The 23,293-nt window shown below is 69.8% G+C and carries 25 protein-coding genes; 16 read left to right on the plus strand and 9 right to left on the minus strand.

What is annotated here, in order from left to right:
• Nucleotides 1–31 precede the first annotated feature (31 nt).
• Nucleotides 32–190, plus strand: coding sequence for a hypothetical protein (locus VF584_22370; GenBank protein ID HEX8212937.1), 159 nt, complete (start codon nt 32–34; stop codon nt 188–190).
• Between the two features lie 215 nt (nt 191–405).
• On the opposite strand, the gene otsB is transcribed toward VF584_22370, so the two are convergent.
• Entirely contained in the window at nt 406–1,191 is a 786-nt protein-coding gene (gene otsB, locus VF584_22375) for a trehalose-phosphatase (protein HEX8212938.1), read from the minus strand.
• Between the two features lie 71 nt (nt 1,192–1,262).
• On the opposite strand from otsB, the gene hisIE reads away from it, so the two are divergent.
• Nucleotides 1,263–1,946: a bifunctional phosphoribosyl-AMP cyclohydrolase/phosphoribosyl-ATP diphosphatase HisIE gene (hisIE, locus tag VF584_22380; GenBank protein HEX8212939.1), complete on the plus strand. Its 684-nt coding sequence runs from the start codon at nt 1,263–1,265 to the stop codon at nt 1,944–1,946.
• Nucleotides 1,947–2,326: 380 nt separating this feature from the next.
• Here hisIE and VF584_22385 read toward each other — a convergent pair whose 3' ends face one another.
• The 3 genes from VF584_22385 to ilvA form a co-directional block, all read right to left on the minus strand.
• Complete coding sequence (locus VF584_22385; GenBank protein HEX8212940.1) at nt 2,327–2,854, minus strand: hypothetical protein; 528 nt, start codon at nt 2,852–2,854, stop codon at nt 2,327–2,329.
• Nucleotides 2,855–3,135: 281 nt separating this feature from the next.
• Entirely contained in the window at nt 3,136–3,441 is a 306-nt protein-coding gene (locus VF584_22390; protein HEX8212941.1) for an HNH endonuclease signature motif containing protein, read from the minus strand.
• Nucleotides 3,438–4,646, minus strand: a complete 1,209-nt coding sequence (gene ilvA, locus VF584_22395; protein HEX8212942.1) for a threonine ammonia-lyase — start codon at nt 4,644–4,646, stop codon at nt 3,438–3,440. Before ilvA ends, VF584_22390 begins: the two co-directional genes overlap by 4 nt.
• A gap of 115 nt (nt 4,647–4,761) precedes the next feature.
• Here ilvA and VF584_22400 point away from each other — a divergent pair, with 115 nt between their 5' ends.
• The 7 genes from VF584_22400 (at nt 4,762) to VF584_22430 (ending at nt 11,414) form a co-directional block, all read left to right on the plus strand.
• Entirely contained in the window at nt 4,762–5,385 is a 624-nt protein-coding gene (locus tag VF584_22400; GenBank protein ID HEX8212943.1) for a CoA pyrophosphatase, read from the plus strand.
• A gap of 149 nt (nt 5,386–5,534) precedes the next feature.
• Nucleotides 5,535–5,726: a hypothetical protein gene (locus VF584_22405; GenBank protein ID HEX8212944.1), complete on the plus strand. Its 192-nt coding sequence runs from the start codon at nt 5,535–5,537 to the stop codon at nt 5,724–5,726.
• A gap of 20 nt (nt 5,727–5,746) precedes the next feature.
• Nucleotides 5,747–6,820, plus strand: coding sequence for a M42 family metallopeptidase (locus VF584_22410; protein HEX8212945.1), 1,074 nt, complete (start codon nt 5,747–5,749; stop codon nt 6,818–6,820).
• Between the two features lies 1 nt (nt 6,821).
• Nucleotides 6,822–7,295: an SRPBCC family protein gene (locus tag VF584_22415; GenBank protein HEX8212946.1), complete on the plus strand. Its 474-nt coding sequence runs from the start codon at nt 6,822–6,824 to the stop codon at nt 7,293–7,295.
• A 112-nt stretch (nt 7,296–7,407) separates the two neighbouring features.
• Nucleotides 7,408–8,679, plus strand: coding sequence for a beta-ketoacyl-ACP synthase II (gene fabF / locus VF584_22420; protein ID HEX8212947.1), 1,272 nt, complete (start codon nt 7,408–7,410; stop codon nt 8,677–8,679).
• Nucleotides 8,680–8,901: 222 nt separating this feature from the next.
• Nucleotides 8,902–9,762 carry an RNA polymerase sigma factor RpoD/SigA gene (locus VF584_22425; GenBank protein ID HEX8212948.1) on the plus strand — a complete coding sequence of 287 codons (861 nt, stop codon included), beginning with the start codon at nt 8,902–8,904 and terminating at the stop codon, nt 9,760–9,762.
• Between the two features lie 410 nt (nt 9,763–10,172).
• A complete protein-coding gene (locus VF584_22430) occupies nt 10,173–11,414 on the plus strand; it encodes a cysteine desulfurase-like protein (protein ID HEX8212949.1) in 1,242 nt (413 codons plus the stop codon).
• Nucleotides 11,415–11,525: 111 nt separating this feature from the next.
• Here the strand turns inward: VF584_22430 and VF584_22435 are convergent, their stop codons facing one another.
• Nucleotides 11,526–13,514: a M1 family metallopeptidase gene (locus VF584_22435; protein HEX8212950.1), complete on the minus strand. Its 1,989-nt coding sequence runs from the start codon at nt 13,512–13,514 to the stop codon at nt 11,526–11,528.
• Nucleotides 13,515–13,654: 140 nt separating this feature from the next.
• Between VF584_22435 and VF584_22440 the strand changes: the two genes are divergently transcribed.
• Nucleotides 13,655–14,104 carry a hypothetical protein gene (locus tag VF584_22440; protein HEX8212951.1) on the plus strand — a complete coding sequence of 150 codons (450 nt, stop codon included), beginning with the start codon at nt 13,655–13,657 and terminating at the stop codon, nt 14,102–14,104.
• A gap of 117 nt (nt 14,105–14,221) precedes the next feature.
• Here VF584_22440 and VF584_22445 read toward each other — a convergent pair whose 3' ends face one another.
• Complete coding sequence (locus VF584_22445; GenBank protein ID HEX8212952.1) at nt 14,222–15,649, minus strand: amino acid permease; 1,428 nt, start codon at nt 15,647–15,649, stop codon at nt 14,222–14,224.
• Nucleotides 15,650–15,835: 186 nt separating this feature from the next.
• Between VF584_22445 and VF584_22450 the strand changes: the two genes are divergently transcribed.
• The 6 genes from VF584_22450 (at nt 15,836) to VF584_22475 (ending at nt 20,864) form a co-directional block, all read left to right on the plus strand.
• A complete protein-coding gene (locus tag VF584_22450) occupies nt 15,836–16,186 on the plus strand; it encodes a type II toxin-antitoxin system RelE/ParE family toxin (protein ID HEX8212953.1) in 351 nt (116 codons plus the stop codon).
• Nucleotides 16,183–16,464: a hypothetical protein gene (locus VF584_22455; GenBank protein ID HEX8212954.1), complete on the plus strand. Its 282-nt coding sequence runs from the start codon at nt 16,183–16,185 to the stop codon at nt 16,462–16,464. Before VF584_22450 ends, VF584_22455 begins: the two co-directional genes overlap by 4 nt.
• Nucleotides 16,465–16,608: 144 nt before the next feature.
• Nucleotides 16,609–18,810 carry a S9 family peptidase gene (locus tag VF584_22460; GenBank protein ID HEX8212955.1) on the plus strand — a complete coding sequence of 734 codons (2,202 nt, stop codon included), beginning with the start codon at nt 16,609–16,611 and terminating at the stop codon, nt 18,808–18,810.
• A gap of 390 nt (nt 18,811–19,200) precedes the next feature.
• On the plus strand, nt 19,201–19,665 hold the full coding sequence (locus VF584_22465) for a hypothetical protein (protein ID HEX8212956.1): 465 nt from the start codon (nt 19,201–19,203) through the stop codon (nt 19,663–19,665).
• 141 nt (nt 19,666–19,806) lie between these two features.
• On the plus strand, nt 19,807–20,373 hold the full coding sequence (locus VF584_22470) for a hypothetical protein (protein ID HEX8212957.1): 567 nt from the start codon (nt 19,807–19,809) through the stop codon (nt 20,371–20,373).
• Between the two features lie 2 nt (nt 20,374–20,375).
• Nucleotides 20,376–20,864: a DinB family protein gene (locus VF584_22475; protein ID HEX8212958.1), complete on the plus strand. Its 489-nt coding sequence runs from the start codon at nt 20,376–20,378 to the stop codon at nt 20,862–20,864.
• Between the two features lie 34 nt (nt 20,865–20,898).
• Here the strand turns inward: VF584_22475 and VF584_22480 are convergent, their stop codons facing one another.
• The 3 genes from VF584_22480 to VF584_22490 all read right to left on the minus strand — a co-directional run bounded on the left by VF584_22480 (nt 20,899) and on the right by VF584_22490 (nt 23,199).
• Entirely contained in the window at nt 20,899–21,726 is an 828-nt protein-coding gene (locus VF584_22480; protein ID HEX8212959.1) for an SDR family oxidoreductase, read from the minus strand.
• Nucleotides 21,727–21,862: 136 nt separating this feature from the next.
• On the minus strand, nt 21,863–22,096 hold the full coding sequence (locus VF584_22485) for a hypothetical protein (GenBank protein HEX8212960.1): 234 nt from the start codon (nt 22,094–22,096) through the stop codon (nt 21,863–21,865).
• Between the two features lie 341 nt (nt 22,097–22,437).
• On the minus strand, nt 22,438–23,199 hold the full coding sequence (locus VF584_22490; GenBank protein ID HEX8212961.1) for a TIGR04290 family methyltransferase: 762 nt from the start codon (nt 23,197–23,199) through the stop codon (nt 22,438–22,440).
• Between the last annotated feature and the right edge of the window lie 94 nt (nt 23,200–23,293).

Raw genomic sequence — 23,293 nt, forward strand, 5'->3', positions numbered from 1 at the left:
CAAAAACCCACGCATTGCTGAAGAGGCGAATATGGACCTGATCCTCCTGATCGGTATCATCCTGCTGGTGCTGGCCCTGCTCGGCGTCGGCGGTATCTTCGCCGCACTCAAGAGCGTCGCGTGGATTCTGCTGGTGATCGCGGTGATCATCATCGCCTGGCGCATCATCACGGGGCGGAAGCCGGTGTAAGAAGGGCAGGCCCCCTCCCCCGCTCGTCAACTCGCGGCCCCTCCCCCAATAACTACCTGGGGGAGGGGCGTACGCATAGATCGCCGCGTAGCCCACACGTCTGTAGGGGCGCGATTCATCGCGCCCGTGCCCGCCCCCGCGCCGGCTCCCAGCGTGCACGCGGATCTCGCAGGGGCAGACTCACGTGTCTGCCCGTGCCCAACCCCAGCGCCGCCTCACGCCGCCCCCGCCAGCGCCCCGAACAACGCCCCCACCTCCTCCGGCTCGCGCAGGTACGACCGAGCCGCCGTTTCGCCGCGGGGATCGCCGATCAGCACGCCCTCGTGCGCGCCGCCCAGACCTGCCAGGGCGCGGAAGGCATCCTCGTCCGTACGGTCGTCGCCCAGGTAGAGAACGGGGGCGCCGGGCGGAGGGCGCATCTGGTCCAGGAGGAAGAGCACAGCCTTCCCCTTGTCCCACGCCACCCGCGGCCGCACCTCCAGCACCATCTTGCCGGAAGTCACCCGGAGCCCGGCGCCCGCGCCGCGCTCCACGGCCAAGCGCACGTCGTCGTGGCGGTCGGCGGGGGATTGGCGGAAGTGGATGCTCAGCGTCATCCCCTTGTCTTCGAGGAAGGCGCCGGGGGTGCGCGCCAGCTCGGGCTCGATGCGACGGGCCGCGGCTTCGAGCGCCGGGCGCGCGGCGACGGCCTCGGGGTGCATGCGGTGCAGGCCGGCGCCCTCGATCTCCATCCCGTGGTTGCCCGCGTACGCGATCCCGGGGATCCCCGCGCGCTGGCGCACGTCGGCCAGGCCGCGCCCGCTGACGACGGCGGCCTCCACTCCGGGCATCGCCCTCAGCCGGTCGAGCGCGGCGCGGGTCGCGGCGGGCATGGCGGCGAGCTCGGGGCGCTCCACGATGGGCGCCAGCGTGCCGTCGAAGTCCAGGAGGAGCACCAGGCGCCCGTGCTCCTTCCATCCACCGGCCCAGACCGGGACCCGCTCCAGCGCGTGAGGCAGCATTCCGAACGCTCCCGTGCTCCGTTATCATTCCGCCCGCATCCACTCAAGCTACCCCCGCAGCCACGCGACGCATGACCTGGACAGAGGGCCTGAACTTCGACGAGCGGGGGCTGGTGCCCGTCATCGCCCAGGACGCGGCGACGGGCGAAGTGCTGATGCTGGCCTGGGCCAACGCCGATGCGCTGCGCCTGACCGCCGAAACCGGCCGCGCCCACTACTGGAGCCGTTCGCGCGCCTCTCTGTGGATCAAGGGCGAGACGAGCGGCAACACGCAGGAGGTGGTGGACGTCCGTATCGACTGCGACGCCGACGCCATCCTCTACCGCGTGCGCCAGAGCGGCCCCGCCTGCCACACCGGCGAACGGAGCTGCTTCCACCGCTTCGCCGACGGCTCCAACCTCGCCCCCGCTTCCGACCCGCGCCCGGTGCTCGCGCGCGTGCGGGACATCGTCGCGCGCCGCCACGAGGAGCGCCCGCGGGACTCGTACACCACGTACCTGTTCGATGCCGGCACGGACAAGATCCTCAAGAAAGTCGGCGAAGAGGCCACCGAGACCATCATCGCCGCCAAGAACGGCGACCCCGCCGAGCTCGCCAGCGAGACCGCCGACCTGCTCTTCCACCTCCTGGTCCTCTGGCAGGCGCAGGGCCTCCCCTTCGACGCCGTCTACGCCGAGCTGGACCGCCGCTTCGGCGCCGCCCCCCGCGCCGGCTCCACCGCCCCCGCCCCCCGCCGCGCGTCGGACGGAACGTGACGGGCCGGAATCTGTTGTAGGGGCGGCTCAGGCATGGGACCCGGATCGCCCGGCGAGTAAACTCGCGGCAACAACAGCACAAAGTCCGCCTGCGCGGACTCGGGGGCGAGATCCGTCCAGGGCTTCACCTCCGCGTGGCGGAAAGCCCGCACGAAGGTCGTATGGAATTCGCCGCTGGACCCACACGAAAGTCCGCCTCCACCGACTGGCTGCGGCTCTCGAGACCGCTTCAGCGGTCTTCCCGTGGTTCCAGCCGGGGGCTTCAGCCCCCGGTGATGCGCCCCCGGTGATGCGGCCCCGGTGCCTGCCGCCCCCCACAAAAAGCGGCAGCCCCCCGGCGTTCCCGGAAAGCTGCCGCATCCCTCACCCGCACCGACCGCTCACCGCGCGGGCATCGCCGTCTCCAGCCTGCGCTGCGGCTTCCGCACCGCCACCAGGACGTCGCGTCCCAGCTCGGGAAGCGCGCGGCCCTTGAAGGAGGCGTCCAGGATCATCTCCTCGTCGCCCGGGTCGCGCCACCCGCCGTCCAGCGGCTCGCTCCACAGCACCCGCGTACCGGCCACCGCAAAGGGCTGCACCCAGAACATCCGCGTCCCCGCCCGGTCGCGGGCCTCGGCGATCAGCACCGATGACCCGTCCATCTGCGCCTCCAGAGCCAGGAGGAGGCGGTCCGGCTTCTTCTCCGCGGCGAATCGCGCGATCGCGCCGGAAAGGATCTCCGGCGATGCTCCCCCGATCCCATCCGGCATCGGGATGTTGAGCGTCCTGAACTCCGGTGTTGCGTGCCCCGGCGCCTCGTGAACGCTGCGGATGCGCGGCGGCGTGTCCATCCCGCCGAGGGCGGCCTGCCCTATGTCGTCCCGCACTTCGTCCAGGAAACGGGTGGCGAAACCAAGCGTGCGCTCCATGTGAATCATCCTGCTGCGCGCCACAGCCCCTCCCTTTTTCACTGCGAACCCCCCACACCGCCGCGGCGCAACCTCTTGCGCCAACCCGCGGTACCCGTGGTCGCGCCATGCAAGGGCGGAGCCACCGCGGCGTTGCGGCCGACCCCCCTCGCGCAAACTGTTACAAACCCGATGCAGCCCTCCGAGCCGATCCGCGCAACCACGCCGTTCAACCCTGTTTTCGGCGCAAAAAAGCGGCTCCCCGTCCGCGTGGAGGGGGAGCCGAAGCCGGCCCGAAGGGGTCAGCGCGCCGCCTGTTTGATGGCGCGCAGGTGGCGGGGCCAGACGTGCACGGCGTAGCGCAGGAAGTTGGCGCGCTCCTCCGGAAGGTCGGCCAGAAAGGCCCACGCGGGCATGGCGCCCTTGCGGGTGTTGTCCGGCTTGCAGGCGGTCACCAGGTTCCCCTCGGAGTTGTCGCCGCCGCGCATGCGGGGCTGCACGTGGTCCAGCGACAGCTCCTCGGCGGGGAAGACGCCGCCGCAGTACACGCAGCGGTACCCGTCGCGCGCAAAGATCCGCTCGCGCAGCGACTCCATCGCAAAGGTCACCCGCGGTGCACGCTGAAGCCGCGGTCCGTCAGCATCTGGATGAGATCCTGGGCGTGCGTTCGGCCGCGCATCTCCAGCGTCAGCCCCACCTCCGCCTCCGTGAGCCACAGCCCGCCCGTGCCGCGCCGGTGGTCCAGGCTCACGACGTTCGCGCCACTTTCCGCCAGCGCGGCGGTGAGAGCGGCGAGGGCGCCGGGACGGTCGCGGAGGCGCACCACGAGGTGCGCCAGGCGCCCGTCCTGGATCAGCCCGCGCTCGATGATGCGCGACATCAGCGACACGTCGATGTTGCCGCCGCTCAGCACCATCACGACGTTCTTCCCCTCCAGCCCCGTGACGTAGCCGCAGACGACGGCGGCCACCGCGGCGGCGCAGGCGGCCTCCACCACCGTCTTTTCGCGCTCGAGAAGCAGGAGAACGGCGCTGGCGATCTCCTCCTCGCTCACGGTGACCAGCTCGTCGACGTACTTCTCGATCATCCCAAAGGTGTAGTCGCCGATCCTGCGCACCGCGATCCCCTCCGCGATCGTCTCGGCGGGCGGAATGGTGATCACCTCGCCCGCCTCGCGCGCCCGCAGCGCGGCGGGAAGGACGCCCGCCTCCACGCCGATCACCCGCACCTCGTGGCGCACCGACTTGATGGCCGCCGCGATCCCCGCGATGATCCCGCCGCCGCCCACCGACACGACCACCACGTCCATCCGCGGGCACTGCTCCAGCAGCTCCAGCCCAATCGTCCCCTGCCCCGCGATGATGGCCGGGTCGTCGAAGGGGTGGATCAGCGTCAGCCCTTCCTCCTCGCGGATGCGCAGCGCCTCGGCCATCGCCTCGTCGTACACGGAGCCGTGCAGGATGACGCGCGCGCCGTACCCCTGCGTGGCGGACACCTTGACCAGCGGCGTGCGCTCGGGCATCACGATGGTGGTGGGGATGCCGAGGCGCTGGGCGTGATAAGCGACGCCCTGGGCGTGGTTGCCGGCGCTTGCGGCGATCACCCCGCGCTCGCGCTCCTCCGGGGAGAGCGCCAGCATCCGGTTGAGGGCGCCGCGCTCCTTGAACGAGCCGGTTCGCTGCAGGTTCTCGAACTTGAACCAGGCGTGCCCGCCAAACATCTCGCCGAAGATCTCGGACGGGGTGCAGGGGGTGAGCACCACCTGCCCGTGGATGCGCGCGCGGGCGGCTTCGATGTCGGATAGCTCGACCATCGTGGGGTTGCCGGTGCGTTGGAGGCGAAACGTTGCCGAAGTGAACGGGATGTGATAACCTCTCGCCCGTCCGTGGGCAAGGCGCCGCGCGGTGGGGTGGGAGCGGAGGAGAGGCGTGGAAGACGAGCGGATCGAAGGGCTGGCGCGGGCCATCGCGGCGCGCCCGCCCCGCATGGTGGAGGTGGAGGGCGATGTCCCCTCCGCCGCGGTCGCGCTCCTGGTGCGCCCCGTGGAAGACGACCTGGAGCTCCTCCTGATCCGCCGCGCCGAGCGCGAGGGCGATCCCTGGTCCGGCCACATGGCGCTCCCCGGCGGCCGCGCCGCCCCCGGCGACGAGGACGATGCCGCCACGGCCGCCCGCGAGACGCTGGAAGAGGTGGGGATCGACGTGCGGGCAGCCGGCCGCCTCCTGGGCCCGCTGGACGTGCTGACCCCCATGAGCGACCGCGCGCCGCGCATCACCGTGGCGCCCTTCGTCTTCGCGGTCCCCGCCGGCACCGATGCGGAGCCGAACGAGGAGGTGGCGCTGGCCATCTGGGTGACGCTCACCGAGCTGTCCGAGCCCGGCGCCGCCGCCGAGTACCTGCATGAGATGGGCGACGGCACGGTGATGTCCTTTCCCGCGTACGGCGCCCGTGGGCACCTGGTGTGGGGGATCACGCACCGCATCCTCACCGGCTTCCTGGAGCTCTACTCCACCGTCGACGACGCGGAACAGCTCCGGGATGGGATGCCGTGAGGGCGGTTCCCTCACCCCCCCGGCCCCCCGCTCCCAAACTGCTGGGAGAGGGGGGAGATCGCCGTAGTCGGCGCGGTGCTTCCGCATCGGGAACGCAACGCCTGGCGGGCGATGCGCCCGTTTGCAGCCTTCATACGAGGTGAGAACCGATGCTCCGTGAGCCGATCATTCTCCAGTTGACGCCGCGCCAGGCCGAGGCCCTGCGCGCGCTCGCGGCGCTGGAAGATCTCCCCCCCGAGGTGTACGCGGAGGAAGTGCTGGTCAAGCACCTCTACCACGCCTACACTCCCGAGGTAGCACGCCGCGCGGCCGAGGCCGCGAACGACCCCGAGCGCCGCTGACCCTTCATTCCAAGACCAAAATGGAAGACCATACCTTCGAGTTCCTCAAACGGCTGCTGGACGCTCCGGGCCCCTCCGGCTTCGAGACTGCGGCCGCGCGCGTGTGGCGCGCCGAGGCCGAGTCCACCGGCGCGCGCGTCACCTCCGACGTGCACGGCAACTCGCTGGCGTCGGTAGGCGGCGCGGGGCCCCGCGTGATGCTCGCGGGCCACATCGACGAGATCGGCGTGATGGTGACGCACGTGGATGAGGAGGGCTTCCTCTACATCGACGGGATCGGCGGATGGGACCCGCAGGTGCTCGTGGGGCAGCGCATCCGCTTCCTCACCCGCCGCGGCGACGTGCTGGGGGTGGTCGGCAAGAAGCCGATCCACCTGATGAAGCCGGAGGAGAAGGAGAAGGCTTCCAAGCTCAACGAGCTGTGGGTGGACGTCGGCGCGCGCGACCGCGACGACGCAACCGCGCGCGGCATCCGCGTGGGCGACCCCGGCGTGGTGGACGCGCGCCTGGTGGAGCTGGGGAACGGGCTGATCGCCTCGCGCGCCATCGACAACCGCATCGGCGCCTTCGTGGTGCTGGAGGCGCTCCGCGAACTTGCGCGCGACGCTGACGGACTGCGGTCCGAGGTGACGGCCGTCGCGACGACGCAGGAGGAGATCGGCTACCACGGCGGCGGGGCGCGCTCCTGCGCGTACCAGCTCGATCCGCAGGTGGCGCTCGTGGTGGACGTCACCTTCAGCACCGATGCGCCGGGGATCGAAAAGAAGCAGGTGGGCGAGCACAAGCTGGGGAGCGGCCCGGTGCTGGGGCGCGGCTCGGCGATCCACGCCATGGTCTTCGAGCGGCTGGCGGAGACGGCGGAGAGCGAGGGAATCCCCTACACCATCCAGGCTTCGCCCAAGTTCACCTCCACCGATGCGGACGCGGTCTACCTCCAGCGCGGCGGCATCCCCACGGGGGTCATCTCCATCCCCAACCGCTACATGCACTCGCCCAACGAGATCGTGTCGCTGGACGACGTGGAGGCCGTCATCCGCCTGATGGCCGCCTTCTGCCGCGGAATCGCGGACGACACCGACTTCATCCCGCGCTGACGTGCTGACCGTCGACGAGATCGTGATGAACGCCACGCCGGAGCGCTGCTTCCGCTTCGGCGCGGACGTGGAGCGGTGGCCGGAGTGGCTCCCGCACTACCACCGGGTCCGCTTCCAGCGCAAGGAAGGCTTCGGCACCGGGCGCGTGGAGATGGCCGCGCGGCGCGACTTCGGGCCGCTCCCCTGGCCCGTCTGGTGGGTCAGCGAGATGACCGTGGACGAGGCGCGCCCCGTCGTCCTCTACCGCCACGTGGACGGGATCACCACCGGGATGGACGTGGAGTGGAGCTTCACCGGCCTGCCGGACGGCACCACGCGGGTCAAGATCGTGCACGAATGGGCGACGGGCCCCCGCTGGCCCCTTCTGGGCGGTGCGCGGCGCGTTATAGGTGACGCGGTGATCGGTCCGGTCTTCATCCACCACGTCGCCTCGCGCACGCTGGCGGGGATCAAGAGGGCGGTGGAAGCGCCGTGACGCACGAACCGCCGGGTGCGGGGTAACAGCGGGAAAGCAGGATGCGCGGGACGGAGAAGGTGGCCGCCCCGCGCCGTCGTTTCATCGCGAGGCTCCCCTCGGCAGCGAGCACATGATTCAGCGTTCAGAAGACCGGCGTCCGGCGCCGCGGCGGGTCGTCATCACGGGGATCGGGGCCATCACACCCATCGGCACCGGGGTGGAGGGGGTTTGGGAGGGGCTCAGGAAGCGCGAGTCGGCCGTGCGGCGCATCAGCCGCTTCGACCCGACCCCCTTCCGCTCGCACATCGCCGCGCAGGTGGACGACTTCGATCCCGAGACGTACATGGAGCGCAACCGCGCGCGGCGCATGGAGCGCTACGCGCAGTTCTCCGTGGCCGCATCGCGCCAGGCGCTGGAAGATGCCGCGCTGGACCCGGCCGGCGAGGACCCCGAGCGCGTCGGCGTGCAGATGGGGAGCGCGCTGGGCGGCGTGGCGTACGGCGAAACGCAGTTCACCAGCTACGTGGGCAAGGGCGTGCGCGGCGTGGACCCCATGCTGGCGCTGGCGGTGTTCAACGGCGCCGCGTCGTGCAACGTGGCCATCGAGTTCGGCTTCACCGGCCCCAACTCCACCAACGGGATGAGCTGCGCGTCCGGCGCCATCGCCATCGGCGACGGCTGGCGGATGATCCGCGACGGAGAGGCGGAGGTGGTGCTCTCCGGCGGGGTGGAGGCGCCGCTGGCCCCGCTCTGCTACGGCGCCTTCGCCATCATCCGCGCCATGTCCACCCGCAACGACGACCCGCAGCGCGCCTCCCGCCCGTTCGACGCGGGGCGCGACGGCTTCGTGATGGGTGAGGGGGCGGCGGTGCTGGTGCTGGAGGAGCTGGAGCACGCAAAAGCCCGTGGCGCGCGCATTTACGCCGAGGTGCTGGGGTACGGCACCTCCAACGACGCGCACCACATGACGGCGCCCCGTCCCGACGGTGCCCAGGCGGTGCGCGCCATGCGCCGCGCGCTGGAGGTGGGCGGCGTGGCGCCGGAGGAGCTGGACTGGGTCAACGCCCACGCATCGTCCACCCCGCTCAACGACAGCACCGAGAGCCGCGTGATCCGCACCGTACTGGGCGAGCACGCGGACAGCGTGGCGGTGAGCGGCACCAAGGGGTACCACGCGCACTGCCTGGGCGCCACGGGGGCGGTGGAGGCCGCCATCAGCGCCCTCGTCATCCAGCGCGGCTGGATCCCGCCCACCCTCAACCTGGACGCGCCGGGCGAAGGGTGCGACCTGCCGTACGTCACGGGCGAAGGCGCGGAACGGCCGGTGAGCTACGTCGTCTCCAACTCGTTCGGCTTCGGTGGAATCAACGCCGCGCTGGTCTTTGGGCCGGCGCCGGAGTAAGGGAATGCGCATTCCCTTGGGCCGTGGACGGAGTGAACCGCTAGGGGCGGTACCCTCGCGTTCGTTACGAGGGGGTTTACAATCCCCTATTGACAACATAGATTCGCCCGCTATGAAGGGACTCTCGCAGAGACAGCCCTAGAGGGCGTCACCAGAAAGCAGCACGCCTCGAACACCAACGAGGCGTCGCTGCTTTCGTTGTTTTGAAAGGAACGAGTCTACATGTTCTTAAGCTCCCGGGCACTCGACTCCTTCGACCAGTACCTGCACGACGTGGAGAAGTACCCGCTGATCGATGATCCGGCGGAAGAGAGAGCACTCGCCCACCGCGCGCGCGCCGGCGACAAAGCCTGCGCGGAGCGGCTGGTAACCGCCAACCTGCGGTTCGTCATCTCGTACGTTAAGAAGTACCAGGGCCGCGGCCTTGGGCTGGCCGAGCTGGTGTGCATCGGCAACGAAGGGTTGCTGAAGGCGGTCAAGAAGTTCGATCCGGACAAGGGGGTGAAGTTCATCTCCTACGCCGTGTGGTGGATCCGCCAGACGGTTCTGCAGGCGCTCGCGGAGCAGACCCGCTCGGTGCGCATCCCGCTGAACCAGAACTCCAACCTGGTCCGCCTGTCGCGCGTGGACACGGCGCTGACCCAGACGCTCGGCCGCTCTCCCACGGACGAGGAGATCGCGGACGAGATGGCGGAGCCGGTGGACACGATCCGCGCCCTCCGCCGCGTGGCCGCCAGCGAGCTCTCGCTGGATGCGCCGCTGGACCGCGGCGACCGCGACAGCGCCTCCTTTGGGGAGCGCTTCGCCGGGAGCGAGTCGGACGAGATCGAGGAAGAGGTGGAGGCGCAGGCACGCCGCGAGTTCCTCGAGAAGATGTTCGAGAAGTACCTGACGGAGCGCGAGCGCAAGATCCTCTACCTCTACTACGGCCTGGACGAGGGCGAGGAGCGCACCCTGGAGGAGATCGGTTCCCTCCTGGGCGTGACCCGCGAGCGCATCCGCCAGATCCGCAACCGCGCCTTCGAGAAGCTCCGCGAAAGCCCGGACGGTGCGGCGCTGGAAGGGTTCTGGGCGGTGTCGTAAGGGCCCCCTCCCCCGCTCGTCACCTCGCTGCCCCTCCCCCAATAACTACCTGGGGGAGGGGCGGCTTGCATCTGTGCGGGCCCTCCAAACTGCGGGGATAACGGCGCATGCATATATATTCATGCGGCCGCACCGGCGTGATTTATCACGCCGGTGCCTGCCCCCGCTCCACCACGGGCGTCGCACACCGCCGCCTGGTGGGCCCGCCCCACGTGGCTGCCCGTGCCCTGCCCGCCTCCGCCGCCCGCCCCACACACCCCCGCACGATTGCCAACGCGCCCCGCATCCGGCATTCTGACGCGCCCGCGGTGCACCCCGTGCATCTGCGCCGATGCGAATCGCGCGGCGGAACTCGGTTCCTTCGCAAAGCGCCTGATGCGGTATATCACAAACCGAACACTACCAAGCAGATGAACGCCGTCTCTTCACACTCGTTCACGGACGCTGTCCGCGCGTCGTTCCCGGTGTTCTCGCGGCGCGTGGCGGGCAAGCCGATCGCGTTCTTTGACGGGCCGGGGGGAAGCCAGGTGCCGCAGGAGGTCGCCGCAGCGGTGGTGCAGTACCTGACGCTGCACAACGCCAACACGCACGGCCACTTCCGCACCAGCGAAGAGACGGATGCGGCGATGACGGCCGCGCGCGAGGCGTTCGCCGACTTCCTGTGCGCCGGCTCGCCCCGCGAGATCGTATTCGGCGGCAACATGACCACGCTCGCCTTCCACCTGTCGCGCTCCCTCGGTCGCGAGCTGACGCAGGGCGACGAGATCGTGGTCACCGAGCTGGACCACCAGGCGAACCAGGCCCCCTGGCGCCGCATGGCCGAGGATCGCGCGGTGACGGTGCGCACCGTCCCCTTCATCCCCGAGACCATGCAGCTGGACTACGAGGCCATGGAGCAGGCGATCGGCCCGAGGACGAAGCTGGTGGCGGTGGGGGGAGCATCGAATGCGGTAGGGACCATCAACGACGTCGCGCGGGTGACGGCGATGGCGCGGGCCGTGGGGGCGATCAGCTTCGTGGACGCGGTGCACCTTGCCCCGCACCGCCGCATCGACGTGCAGGCGCTGGGGTGCGACTTCCTCGCCTGCTCCGCCTACAAGTTCTTTGGCCCGCACGTCGGCATCCTGTGGGGCCGCCGCGAGCACCTGGAGCGCCTCACGCCGTACAAGGTGCCCCCCGCCTCCGACGAGGCCCCGGAGCGCTGGGAGACCGGGACGCAGAACCACGAGGGGATCGTCGGCGCCGCCGCGGCCGTGGACTGGATCGCGAGCCTCGCGGGCGGCGACGACCGCCGCACCGCGCTGGACCGGGCATTCGAGCTGATCGAGGCGCACGAACGCGAGCTCTTCGACCGGATGATCTCCGGGATTCGCTCCATCCCCGGCACGCGCGTCTACGGCGTACCGGACGGGCAGCCGCGCACCCCCACCCTCGGCTTCACCGTCCCCGGCGCCTCCCCGGACGAGGTGGCGAAGCGGCTGGGCGAGGAGGGCGTCTTCGTGTGGAACGGCAACTTCTACGCGACCACCGTCTGCGAGCGCCTGGCCCTGGACGACTGCGGCGGTCTGATCCGCGCCGGCCTCGCGCCCTACACCACCCTCGAAGACGTCGACCGCCTGATCGACGGAGTCCGCCGCATCGCGGGTGCCTGAAAGAGAAAGCCTCACACAGAGAACACAGAGGGAAGTACAAGGCAACAGAGAACCCCCTTCTGCTGTCCTTGTAGTTCCCTCTGTGCCTCTGTGTGAGGCTGCTGTTCTCGATCAGCGCGTCCAGACGTTGTTCGCGCGGTCCACATCGGGGAAGGAGCTGGTGGGATCGATCTCCACCCGCACCACCGGCGAGCTGCCAGAAGGCACGCTCACCGTGGCGGTGCGCGCGCCGCCGAGCCACGTCTCCACCGGCACCTCGCGCCGCTCCGTGGTGCCGTCCTGCCGCGTGACCAGCAGGCGGGCCGGCATCGGCGCGCTGCCGCGGTCCTCGACCGTTATAACTGTGCTAGCGCCACTACTTGTAACGCTGCCTACCGCCTGATCCAGCGTCCACGCCTCCTTGTACCAGGTGGACCAGAACCAATCCAGGTTGCGCCCGGCACCCGCGTTGAAGGCGTTGAAGAAGTCCCACGGCTTCGGGTGCTTGAAGGCCCAGGTGCGGGCGTAGTCGCGGTAGGTGCGCAGGAAGGTCTCCTCGCCGAGCACGGCCCGCAGCGCCGAGAGCAGCGTGGCGGGCTTGGTGTAGGTGGCGAAGCCGCCCAGGTTCGGCTGCTGCAGGTCCGTCCATCGGAGCAGTTCCGGGTCGCCGACGCTGTTCACGAAGTTGACGTACTGCGCCTGCTCCCGCTGGTGCGCGTTGGGGGCGCCGCGGAAAAAGTCGTTGTGCGCCTCGTTCTCGTTGAAGTTGGTGGTCCCCTCGTCCATCCACCCGTAGCGCCGCTCGTCCACCCCGATGATCATGGGGAACCACATGTGGCCGAGCTCGTGCGCCGTCACGTTGTAGAGCGCCGTGTCGCCCTGGGCGCTGTACGGGCCGATCAGCGTCATCATGGGGTACTCCATCCCGCCGCCCATGATGTCCTCCCCCTCCACCGCGGTCATGTGCGGCCACGGGTAGCGCACCCCCGTGAACTCGGAGTGGTGGGTGATGGACTGCTGCGAGTACTTCACCGAATTCGCCCAGCGCGGCGCCGTCGAGCGCCAGAGCGACTGGATGAGGACGTAGTCCGTGCGCCCGTCGCCGTTGCGGTCGCCGACGGGGGTGCGCGCCGCGTCCCAGTTGGACTCGCGCGTCATGCTGAACGCCACGTCGCGCACGCTGTCCGCCCGAAAGGTCCACTGCAGGCGGCCGTTGGCGCCGCGCAGCGTGGCCTTCCCCGCCCCGAAGCCGCCCGCGCCCAGCACGTGCACCGTCGAGTCGCTCTGCGCCGCGCGACGCCAGCGCTGGAGCACGTCGGCCGGAAGCACCCGCTCGGGGTTGGCGAGGTTGCCGGTACCCATCACCACCCAACCCTCGGGCGCGTCGACGGTGTACTCGTAGCTGCCGTACCCCATGTAGAACTCGGCGCCGCCCAGGAACGGGTCGGTCTGCCAGCCGCCGACGTCGTCGTACACCGCCATCTGCGGGTACCAGTAGGCCAGGTACAGCAGGTTGTCGCGGCTGTGCCCCATCCGCGCCCCGGCGCCGGCCTGCGGAATCTTGTAGCTCCAATCCAGCTCCAGGCGCACGGAGTCGCCCGGGAGCACGGGGCTCGCGGGGCGGATGGCCATGCGCGTGAAGTCGATGGAGTAGCCGGAGCCGGAGCGCAGGTCCTCGCTCTCGCGCACCGGCTGCCCGCCCGCCGCCACGCGCGTGAAGCGGTAGCCGCCGGTGACCTCGGCCTCCTCGTTGCGCGGCGCCTCGGGCTGATGGACGTTCTGCATCAGCTGCAGCCACACCACGCGCAGCGTGTCTGGCGAGCGGTTGTGGTAGGTGATGGTCTCGCTGCCGGTGAGCGTCTTCGCCGCCGCGTCCACGGTGGCGCGGATGCGATAGTCGGCGCGCTGCTGCCAGTAGCGCGGCCCGGGCGCGCCGGTGCTGGTGCGCGTCCCGCGGGCGACGGCGCGCTGGAAGTCGCGCGGGATCACGATCGGGTTGGGGACCGCCCGCCGTGCCGCCATGGCGCCGGCGGATGCGGCGGGGTCCTGCGCGTGCGCGGCCGGGGCCGCGGCCCCTAGCCCGAGCAGCGCGCCGACCAGCGTGGGGGACCAGCGCTTCATTCGGTCATCCTCCGGAATGGGTTCACGGCGAAACGTAGCGCGCGCGTGGTACCGCGCAAGGAAGCGCGCCCCTTGCCGCGCGTGGAATCGGGGGGTTAGCGTTCCCCACTCGCCCGCGCTCCACCCCCTGCCCCGCTTCCATGACTCGCGCACCCCTGGCCGCGCTGTTCGCCGCCGCATTCGCCGCGCTCCCCGCCGCCGCCCAGACCCCGCGCCAGGCGATCCTGGCCGAGCTGGACACGGCGGCGCGGGCCATCGCCTCTCGCGGCTTCGTCCCCGACGCGCGGGCCATCGGCCGCGCCTCGCTGATTGGCGAGCTCCCGCGCGGCGGCTCCGTGCGCCTGGAGCTGAACCTGCGCGCGGGCCGCCGCTACAGCGTGGTGGCCGGCTGCGGCCCCGCCTGCGACGACCTCGACCTGCGCGCCTTCGCCGCCGACGCCGCGGAGGTCCTGGCCGAAGACGTGGAGGCCGACGCCCGCCCCGTCCTCACCTTCGTCGCCGACGCCACCGGCCCCCACCTCCTCTCCGTCACCATGGCCGGCTGCCGCACCGAATTCTGCGCCTTCGGCCTCCGCATCCTCTCCCGCTGACCGCATCAACACGAAGCCCGCCAGCGCGTCTCCGCACCGACGGACCTCGATTTCGTCACCACCGCCGCGGCCCGCGAGACCGCTTCAGCGGTCTTCCCGTGGTTCCAGCCGGGGGCTTCAGCCCCCGGCGCCTCCGCCCCCGGCGCCTCCGCCCCCGGCGCCCCATCCGCCGGTGCCCCCCGCCTCCCGCCGCCTCACTCCCTGCCAGATGAAGAACACCGGGATCCCCAGCAGGATGATCCCGAACCCGAACAGCGTCGACCCCGTCTCGCGGATGGCGGCGTTGAGCAGCATCGCCACCGAGGCGAGGAGGAAGACGATGGGAACCACCGGGTAGCCCCAGGTGCGGTACGGGCGCTCGAGGTCGGGCCGCGAGCGGCGCAGCGTGAAGACGGCGAGCACCGCCAGCGCGTAGAACGGCCAGATTCCCAGGATGAAGGCGTCCGCCAGCTGCTCGAAGTTGCGGAACGAGACGTAGCCGATCCCCAGCACGGCCGCCATCGTGATTGCCGCGTATGGCGTGCGGAAGCGCGGGTGCACCGCGGCGATGGGACGAAAGAAGAGCCCGTCCTCCGCCATCGCGTAGAAGATGCGCGGCCCCGTCATTGTGGAGCCGTTCAGCGCCCCGAAAGCGGAGAGCATCACCATCGCCGCGACGATCGACGCCCCCGCCTGCCCGAAGAGCGTGCGCGCCGCATCCGCCGCCACCAGCGGCTTCCCGGGCATCTCCGCCGACGGGAGGACGTACAGGTACGCGGCGTTCACCACCAGGTAGATGACCACGACCGCGGCGGTGCCCCCCAGCAGGGCCCGCGGCAGGTTGCGGCTCGGGTCCTTGACCTCGCCTGCCATGAACGTCAGGTCCGCCCACCCGTCGTACGCCCACATCACCGCCACCAGCGCGATCCCGAACCCGCCCCAGCTCGTCGGCGACCAGAGGATCGGCTGCGCGAAGCTCCCGCCCGCGTAGTCGCCCACCACGAACGCCGTCACCGCGAGACCCACCAGCGTCGCCGCCTTGGCCGCGGTGGACGCGTTCTGCACCAGCGCCCCGAACTTCAGCGACACGATGTTGGCGGTAGCCAGCGTCACGATCGCCGCCATCGCCACGAGCCGCACCTGCCCCTCGGTGATGGGCACAAAGGTCTGCACGTACTCCGCGAAGAGCATCGCGATTCCGCCCAGCGCGGACGGCCGGATCACCAGCATCTCCGTCCACCCGAAGAGGAAGGCGGGGAGTGGCCCGTACGCCTCGCGCAGGAAGACGTAGATCCCGCCGGAGCGCGGAAAGAGCGCCGCCAGCTCCGCCAGCGTCAGCGCGCCGAAGAGGGCGATCAGCGCGCCGAGGATCCAGAGCATCGCCATCGCCCCCACCGTCCCCACCTCGCCGGCGATGGTGCTGGGCACGCGAAAGATCCCGCTCCCGATCGTCGACCCCACCAGCACCGCCATGGCGCTCCACAGCCCGAGCTGCCGCTGCAGCCGGTCCGTACCGGGTCCGGGATCGTTGTCCGGGAGTGCCGCGCCTGAAGCGTGGGTGTGCATGCGTGTCCGTATGGGAGGGGAGGCGTAGAACAGGGGTGGTTCTGCGAAGATAAGCGCTCGCCCGGAGCCGCAACAGCGTGGGATGCCGATACGCGTGGGGGTGACATCGCGGAAGCCGCACCACCGGCGATCCGACTTGACACAGCTGCACCTCACAAGGTACATTTGGCAGTACGGAGGTGCCGAATGGCCGACGACCGCAAGCGGGTCCCCGCGCGCTTCTGGAAGAGCCGGACTGGTGTGGAGCCGGTGCGGGATTGGTTTCAGAGCTTGAGCAGGGAGGACCGGAGGACAATCGGAACCGACATCGCCATGGTCGAATTCGGCTGGCCCGTCGGGATGCCCACATGCCGCGCGATGGGCGGTGGCCTGCTGGAGGTGCGCAGCGACCTCGAAGACAAGCGGACAGCGCGTGTACTCTTCTGCTTTGCCGATGGCCAAATGGTACTGCTGCACGGCTTCATCAAGAAGTCTGAGAAGACGCCGAAAGAGGAACCGGAACTCGCTCGGAAACGCAAACGTGAGATGGAACTATGACCAATCCACACATCGGTAGTTCGTTCGAGAGTTTTCTTGAAGAGGAGGGTCTCCGCGACGAGGTCGAGCTCCTCGCCCAGAAGCGGGTTCTCGCGTGGCAGATCGAGCAGGCGATGAAGGCGAACGGCATCAGCAAGGTGGGGATGGCCGAGCGGATGCACACGAGCCGTACGCAGGTGGACAGACTCCTCGATCCGAACAACAACAAGGTGCAGCTCGATACCCTTCAGAGGGCAGCCCGCGCGGTCGGCCGCACACTCAAGGTCGAGCTGGTCTGACCAGCGCCCTAACGCCCTCACGTACTCACGCACCCGTCGATGTTAAAATTTCAGCATCCCCCCGGAACCTCTCTGGCGCGGCGCCGTACCAAGCGGCATCATGTGACGCCACTCCCGAACGAACCCAACCCGAGCAAGGAATACATGCTGACACGGGCCCGCCCGGCCATCGCAGCCGGGATCTTTGCGCTCGCCGCGCTCGCGCCCGCGCAGGCGCAGCAGACGCTCTCGGTGGAGCGCATCTTCGCCGGCCGCGACTTCCGGACGGAGGGGCTCCCTGCCCTCCAGTGGATGCGCGACGGGCAGCGCTACTCGTATGTGGACGCCCGCGCGGACGGGACCACGGACCTGGTGGCCGAGGACGCGCGCACCGGCACGAAGACGCGCCTGGTGGACGGCTCCAGACTGGTGCCGGCGGGCCAGCAGAAGCCCATCGAGATCGAGGATTACAGCTGGACCCCGGACGAGCGGAAGCTGCTCCTCTACACCAACTCGCAGCCGGTGTGGCGCGAGAACACCAAGGGGATCTACTACGTCTACGATCTGGACACGGGACGGCTGACCCCCGCCTCCACGCGGCCGGGGTGGCAGATGTTCGCCAAGCTCTCGCCGGATGCGCGGCGCGTGGGCTTCGTGCGCGACCACGACATCTACGTCACCGACCTGGCCACGGGGCGGGAGTCGCGGCTGACGAGCGACGGGAGCGACCAGATCATCAACGGCACCTTTGACTGGGTGTACGAGGAAGAGCTGGGGCTGCAGGACGGGTGGCGCTGGAGCCCGGACGGGGCGCGCATCGCTTTCTGGCGCCTGGATGCCAGCCGCGAGCAGACCTTCAACTGGATCAACGAGACGGACAGCGCCTACTCGCGCGTCGTCAGCCTGCGCTACCCCAAGGCGGGCTCCCCCAACGCCATCGCAAAGGTTGGCGTGGTGGAGGTCGCGGGCGGGGCGCCGCGCTGGGTGGACACGGGGAACGACCCCGAGGTGTACCTGGCGCGGATGGAGTGGGCCGAGTCGCCCAACGAGATCGTGATCCAGCGCCTGAACCGGCACCAGAACCGCCTGGAGGTGATGCTGGCCGACGCGCGCACGGGCGCCAGCCGCACCGTCTTCACCGACACCGATCCCGCGTGGGTGGAGGTGGACGACGACTTCCACTGGGTGAACGGGGGGCGCGACTTCCTCTTCACCAGCGAGCGCGACGGCTTCAACCACCTGTACCTGGTGAGCCGCGACGGGCGCAACGTCCGCCAGATCACGCGCGGGCAGTGGGACGTCACCAGCATCACCGCGGTGGACGAGCCGGGCGGCCGCGTCTACTTCGGCGCCCACGCACCCACGCCCGAGCAGACGCAGCTCTTCCGCGTGAAGCTGGACGGCACGGGGCAGCAGCAGGTCACCCGCGAGCCGGGCACGCACGCGGCGCGCATCTCCACCGGCTCGCCGTACTTCCTGGACACCTACTCCAGCGCGGGCACTCCGCCGGTGATCCGCCTGCACAACACCGGCGACGGCGCCGTGGTGCGCACCCTGGTGGACAACGCGCGCGTCCGCCAGACGGTGGCGTCGCTCGGAATCCGCAAGCCCGAATTCTTCTCCTTCCGCACGCCCGACGGCACGGAGCTGCGCGGGTGGACGATCAAGCCCGCCAACTTCGACGCCAGCAGGAAGTACCCGGTGCTGATGTACGTGTACGGCGGCCCCGGCTCGCAGACGGTGATGAACTCGTGGGGCGGCACGCGCTACCTGTGGCACCAGATGCTGGCGCAGCGCGGCTACGTGGTGGTGAGCGTGGACAACCGCGGCACCGGCGCGCGCGGCAGCGCCTTCAAGAAGGCCACATACCTGAAGCTCGGCGCCGTCGAGACCGCGGACCAGATCCAGGCGGCGCGCTACCTGGCAACGCAGCCGTGGGTGGACGCGAGCCGCATCGGCATCTGGGGGTGGAGCTACGGCGGCTTCATGACGGCGTCGGCGATGTTCGCGCCCGGCAGCCCGTTCAAGGCCGGGATCGCGGTGGCGCCGGTAGTGGACTGGAGCCTGTACGACACCATCTACACCGAGCGCTTCATGCGCACCCCGCGTGAGAACGCCGAGGGCTACCGCCGCAACGCGCCGGTGAGCAACGCGGCGGGCCTGCGCGGACGCTTCCTGCTGGTGCACGGCACCGGCGACGACAACGTGCACTTCCAGAACTCGACGCAGCTGGTGAACGCGCTGCAGGCGGCGAACAAGCAGTTCGACTTCATGATGTACCCGAACCGCAACCACGGCATCTCGGGCGGCATCACCTCGCAGCACCTCTATACCATGATGACGAACTGGGTCGCCGAGAACCTGTAATCCGCTCGACCCAAGCAATACCGCCCCGGCCGTGCACGCAACGGCCGGGGCGGTTCCATATATCCGAACAGCAGTTTCACACAGAGACACGGAAGGAACGGAAAGCCACAGAGAGAAACCGAGACTCCCTCCTTCTTCTGTTCTTTTCTCTGTGTCTCCGTCTCTCTGTGTGAGCCAAGCAGTTGCAGTTCCCTCCGCGCCTCCGCGCCTCCGCGTGAGACGCGTTCCCCGTGCGGCCGGTGGCGGAGTTCGCACGCTATGCCCGTCCACTCTTGCAACTCTGGATGGCGGCGACTACAATTTCCCATGAGCAACCAAAATAATGGTCATAGTGGACAGCCGGATCAGCCGGCGCGGTATGAACGCAGCCGCCGCTGGGAAGACATTCCGGTGGATGTTCTTCGTGCCTGGTACCGCGAACAGCGCTCGCTCCGCACCGTTGCGGCTGCGGTGGCCGAGCTTACGGGAGAAGATGAACTCTCGCCGGAAACGATCCGCAACTTCCGCCGCGGCCGAGGCAAGCCGGACCGCAGCACCAGGCGACCGCTTGCGCTCTACTACCTGGCAAAAAACCCGTGGGGGTACGTGGCTGAGAAGGGACCGCCGTACGGCACGCCGAAGCCGCTCCCGCCGCTGAGCGAGATGCTCCCCGAGGGCCACGCCGAGGCCCGCGCGGAGATCGAAAAGCTCGTGGAGCTCGCGAAGCGGCACCCCGACGAGGTCCCCGCCTCCGCGGATCGCCTGCGGAGCTGGCTTCAGAAGATGCTGGACGCCGAGTACACGGGCGAGGACCTGTCTAAGCGGCCCCTGGACGCCGACGGCAACCCGATTCCGAATCGTCCGCCGGAAGGCTGAAGCCGCCGGATTGCTCAGCTGGAAGCCCCTCCCCCGCACCTTTGGGGGGGAGGGGCTTCACGCGTCCGGGCTCCAGGATCGTTGCGCGGGAGGGGGCGGACGCGTACCCTGGGCGAACGCCCAGCCTCCCACATCCGCACGATGAACAAAGCCGAATACCTCTCCGTCCTCGTCTCCATCATCATCGGGATGGGACTCTCCCACCTCCTCTCCAGCGTCGCGCGGCTGATCGTGGCGCGCGCGCGGGTGAGGATCTACTGGGTGTCGCTGGTGACCGCGGCGGTCGCCTTCCTGGCGCACATCCAGTTCTGGTGGTCCACCTACGATTACGACGAGGCGATCCTCGGCAACTTCTTCTCGTTCCTGGTCTTCCTGCTCGCCCCCATCCTCCTGTACCTGATGGCGGTGCTGGTCTTCCCCGACTTCGACGACGACCTGGCGACGGTGTCGATGTACGACCACTACTATTCGGTGCGGCCCTGGTTCTTTGGGGTGGGCGCGGCGGCGGTGGCGGCCAACTTGGTGCGTAACGTCGCCGTGCAGGGCGCGCCGCTGCTCACCGAGGACCGCCCCTTTGAAGCCGCCTTCCTCCTGTTGATGCTGAGCGGCGCGCTGGTCCGCCACCCGCGCTTCCACGCGGTCATTACGGTGGTGATGCTGATGGCCTTCTGCGGGATGATCGTCTTCACCTCCCTCGAACCCGGCTGAGCATGAACGAGATCCGCGCCATCGCCGACCAGCTCGCCCGCGCGCACGACGGCGACGCGTGGTACGGCGCTTCGACGATGAAGGTGCTGCGCGGCGTGACGGCCGAAGAGGCATCGCGGCGCCCCATCGCGCGCGCGCACAGCATCTGGGAGATCGTGCTTCACATGACGAGCTGGCAGCGCGAGGTCCTCCGCCGCCTGCGCACCCGCGTCGCGCGCGAGCCCGAAGACGGCGACTGGCCCGCCGCGCCCGCACCGACCGACGCCGCGTGGCGCGAGGCGGTGGAGCGCCTGGAAGCCGCACATCGCGAGTTGCTCACCGAAGTGGAGCGCTTCCCCGCGGACGCTCTCGGCGAGATCCTCGGCGAAGCACGCGATGCCCCGCTGGGGAGCGGCGTGACGTACTACGTCCTCCTTCACGGCATCGTGCAGCACAACCTGGCGCACACCGCCCAGATCTCGCTTCTGAAGAAGGATTTCGCCAGCGACTGAATCCTGACCGCACCCGCGGTAGGGGCGGCCGCGGTCAGAGCAGCGTGGTGAAGCCTTCGCGGTAGGTGGGGTAGCGGAAGGTGTAGCCGGAGGATGCGAGCCGGTCGCTGCGGCAGCGCTTGTTGCTGCGTGGAGGGACGGCGACTTCGGCGCGGCGGGGCGCAGGCTGCGCCAGCGTAGCCGCGAGCCAGTGCAGGACCTCGCAGCTGTCCGCCGGCTCGCGGTCCACGCCGATGTAGATGGATTCGGGCGAGGGGAGGTGCATCAGGTGGCGAAGCGCGCCGGCGCAGTCGTCGCGGTGGATGCGGTTGGTGTACGTGGTGACGGCCGGGCACTCGGCGGCGCCAGAGCGCACGCGGTCGATGTAGCTCGTGCGGCCGGGGCCGTAGATCCCGCCCAGCCGCAGCACCACGCCGCGGAACGGGCCGCCGAGGACGATCGACTCGCCATCCAGCATCGTCCGCCCGCGAAAGCCGGCGGGCTCCGCGGGCGATTCCTCGTCCACCCACTCGCCGCCGGACTGGCCGTACGCGCTGGTGCTGGAGGTGAAGATCACGCGTCGTGGCCGCTGCCCCTGCGCCTCGAGCGCCGCCAGCAGGTTGCGCGGGCCGTCCACGTACACCGCCCGGTAGTCGTCCTCCGATCCCCCATCCGCCGCCGCCGTGTAGAAGACGGTGGTGAGCCCCTTCGGCAGCCCCACCAGCGTCGTCCGGTCGCGCAGGTCCGCGGCAAAGGGGCGCACACCCGCGGTGAGGCCGGCGGGCGAGCGGCGCATCCCCCACACCTCGTCCCCGTCCGCGGCGAGGCGCGCCGCCAGCGCCGACCCCACGTAGCCGCACCCCGCGATCAGCACGCGCTCCATCACGCCGCACCTGGTTTGGGTGTCATCCGGCGGTAAAGACGCACGAAACGGCCCCCGCCGGAAACCGGAGGGGGCCGTTCATCGTGGACGATCCTCGCGCCGCGCCGCGGAGCGGCGCCGGAGGCTTCGCCAGGCGTCAGCGCTGCGCAATCAGCGTCTCGCTGGCACCATCCTGCGGGGCGGCGTCCTGCGCGCGCGGGGCCTTCACCACCAGCGGGGCGAGCTCGCAGGGATTCCCCTCCCAGCCGCACTCGGTCAGACCGAGGCGCTCCTCGCTCCCGGACGCCGAATCAAGCCCGGCGACGATCAGGCCGGTAACCATGGTGGATACGAACAGGTAGCGGACGACGCTGGCGATCTTGGCGGACATTACAACCTCCATTCGGGTTTCAGATTTCAGGAGCACATCGTGGTGCTCGCGATATAGGACGGAAGCCGGCCCGGAAAGGTTGCAAGACATACATGAACGACGGATTAGCCGCGAAACGCGCGAGGTGTCCGGACGTGGGATCGGTACCGTGCCAGGCAGGGATCGGTGCGGCATGGCACGGATCGAGGCAGTGCAAGGGTGGGCGGACACGCAGGTCCGCCCCTACCAATGACGCAGCGGAACGGTCCTCAGCAGGTCAGGCGAATGCACGCGAAACGCCCCTCCCCCAGGTAGTTATCGGGGGAGGGGCCGCGAGTTCACGAGCGGGGGTGGGGGTCCTCTTACCGCGCCGGGTACACCGCCCGCGGCTCGCCGTCGATGATCTCGGCGCGGCGGCAGAGGAAGACCTCGTCCTCCGCCTGCTGCACGATCTCGAAACCGGAGCTGCGCAGCATCGCCTCGGCGCAGGCGCGGTTGGGAGCCCACCAGTTGGTGGGGTCGTGCGCGTAGCGGTGCTCAATGAAGTGCATCTTCGGGTACCCCGGCCGGTCGAAGTGCGCCTCCTCCTGGAAGTCGTAGTCCGCCGCCACCGGCTCCACCTCCTTGGACCCGCGCAGCATGCTCTGAAAGAGCATCAGGTCGCCCACCACGTGCTCGCGCAGCAGGTCGAGCGCAAGGAGCGGGTGGCGCAGATGGTAGAGCACGCCCATGAAGATCACGAGGTCGAACCGCTCGCCGAGCGCGGCGACGTCGTAGACCTCGAGCCGGCGGAACTCGACGTCGAGCCCGGTCACCTCGGCGGCGAAGCGGGCCTGGTTCAGGTAGACGTCGTCGTAGTCGACCGCGAGCACGCGGTCGGCGCCCCGCCGCTTCATCTCCAGCGCGTAGAAGCCGCCGTTGCAGCCGATGTCGAGCACGCTCTTGCCCGTGAGATCCTGGGGGATCGCGGCGGAGAAGTTCGCCCACTTGACGGCCGGGTAGTTGCCCAGAAAGTGGTCCGGCGCGGTCGCCACGCCATCCAGCTGGAGGTTGTGGAACCACGGGCCGAGGGCTTCGGCCTGGCGGCGGATTTCTTCCGGCGAGAGCTTTTCGATCACATCCATGCGGCTATCCACGCTTGACTTGTTGCAGACGCCCGGCCGATCCGGCGGGCCAGCCGAGCGCGATCCGGCCGCCCGCTGAACCGTCTTCCGGTGC

The organism is Longimicrobium sp., assembly GCA_036389135.1.
Classification (GTDB): domain Bacteria; phylum Gemmatimonadota; class Gemmatimonadetes; order Longimicrobiales; family Longimicrobiaceae; genus Longimicrobium.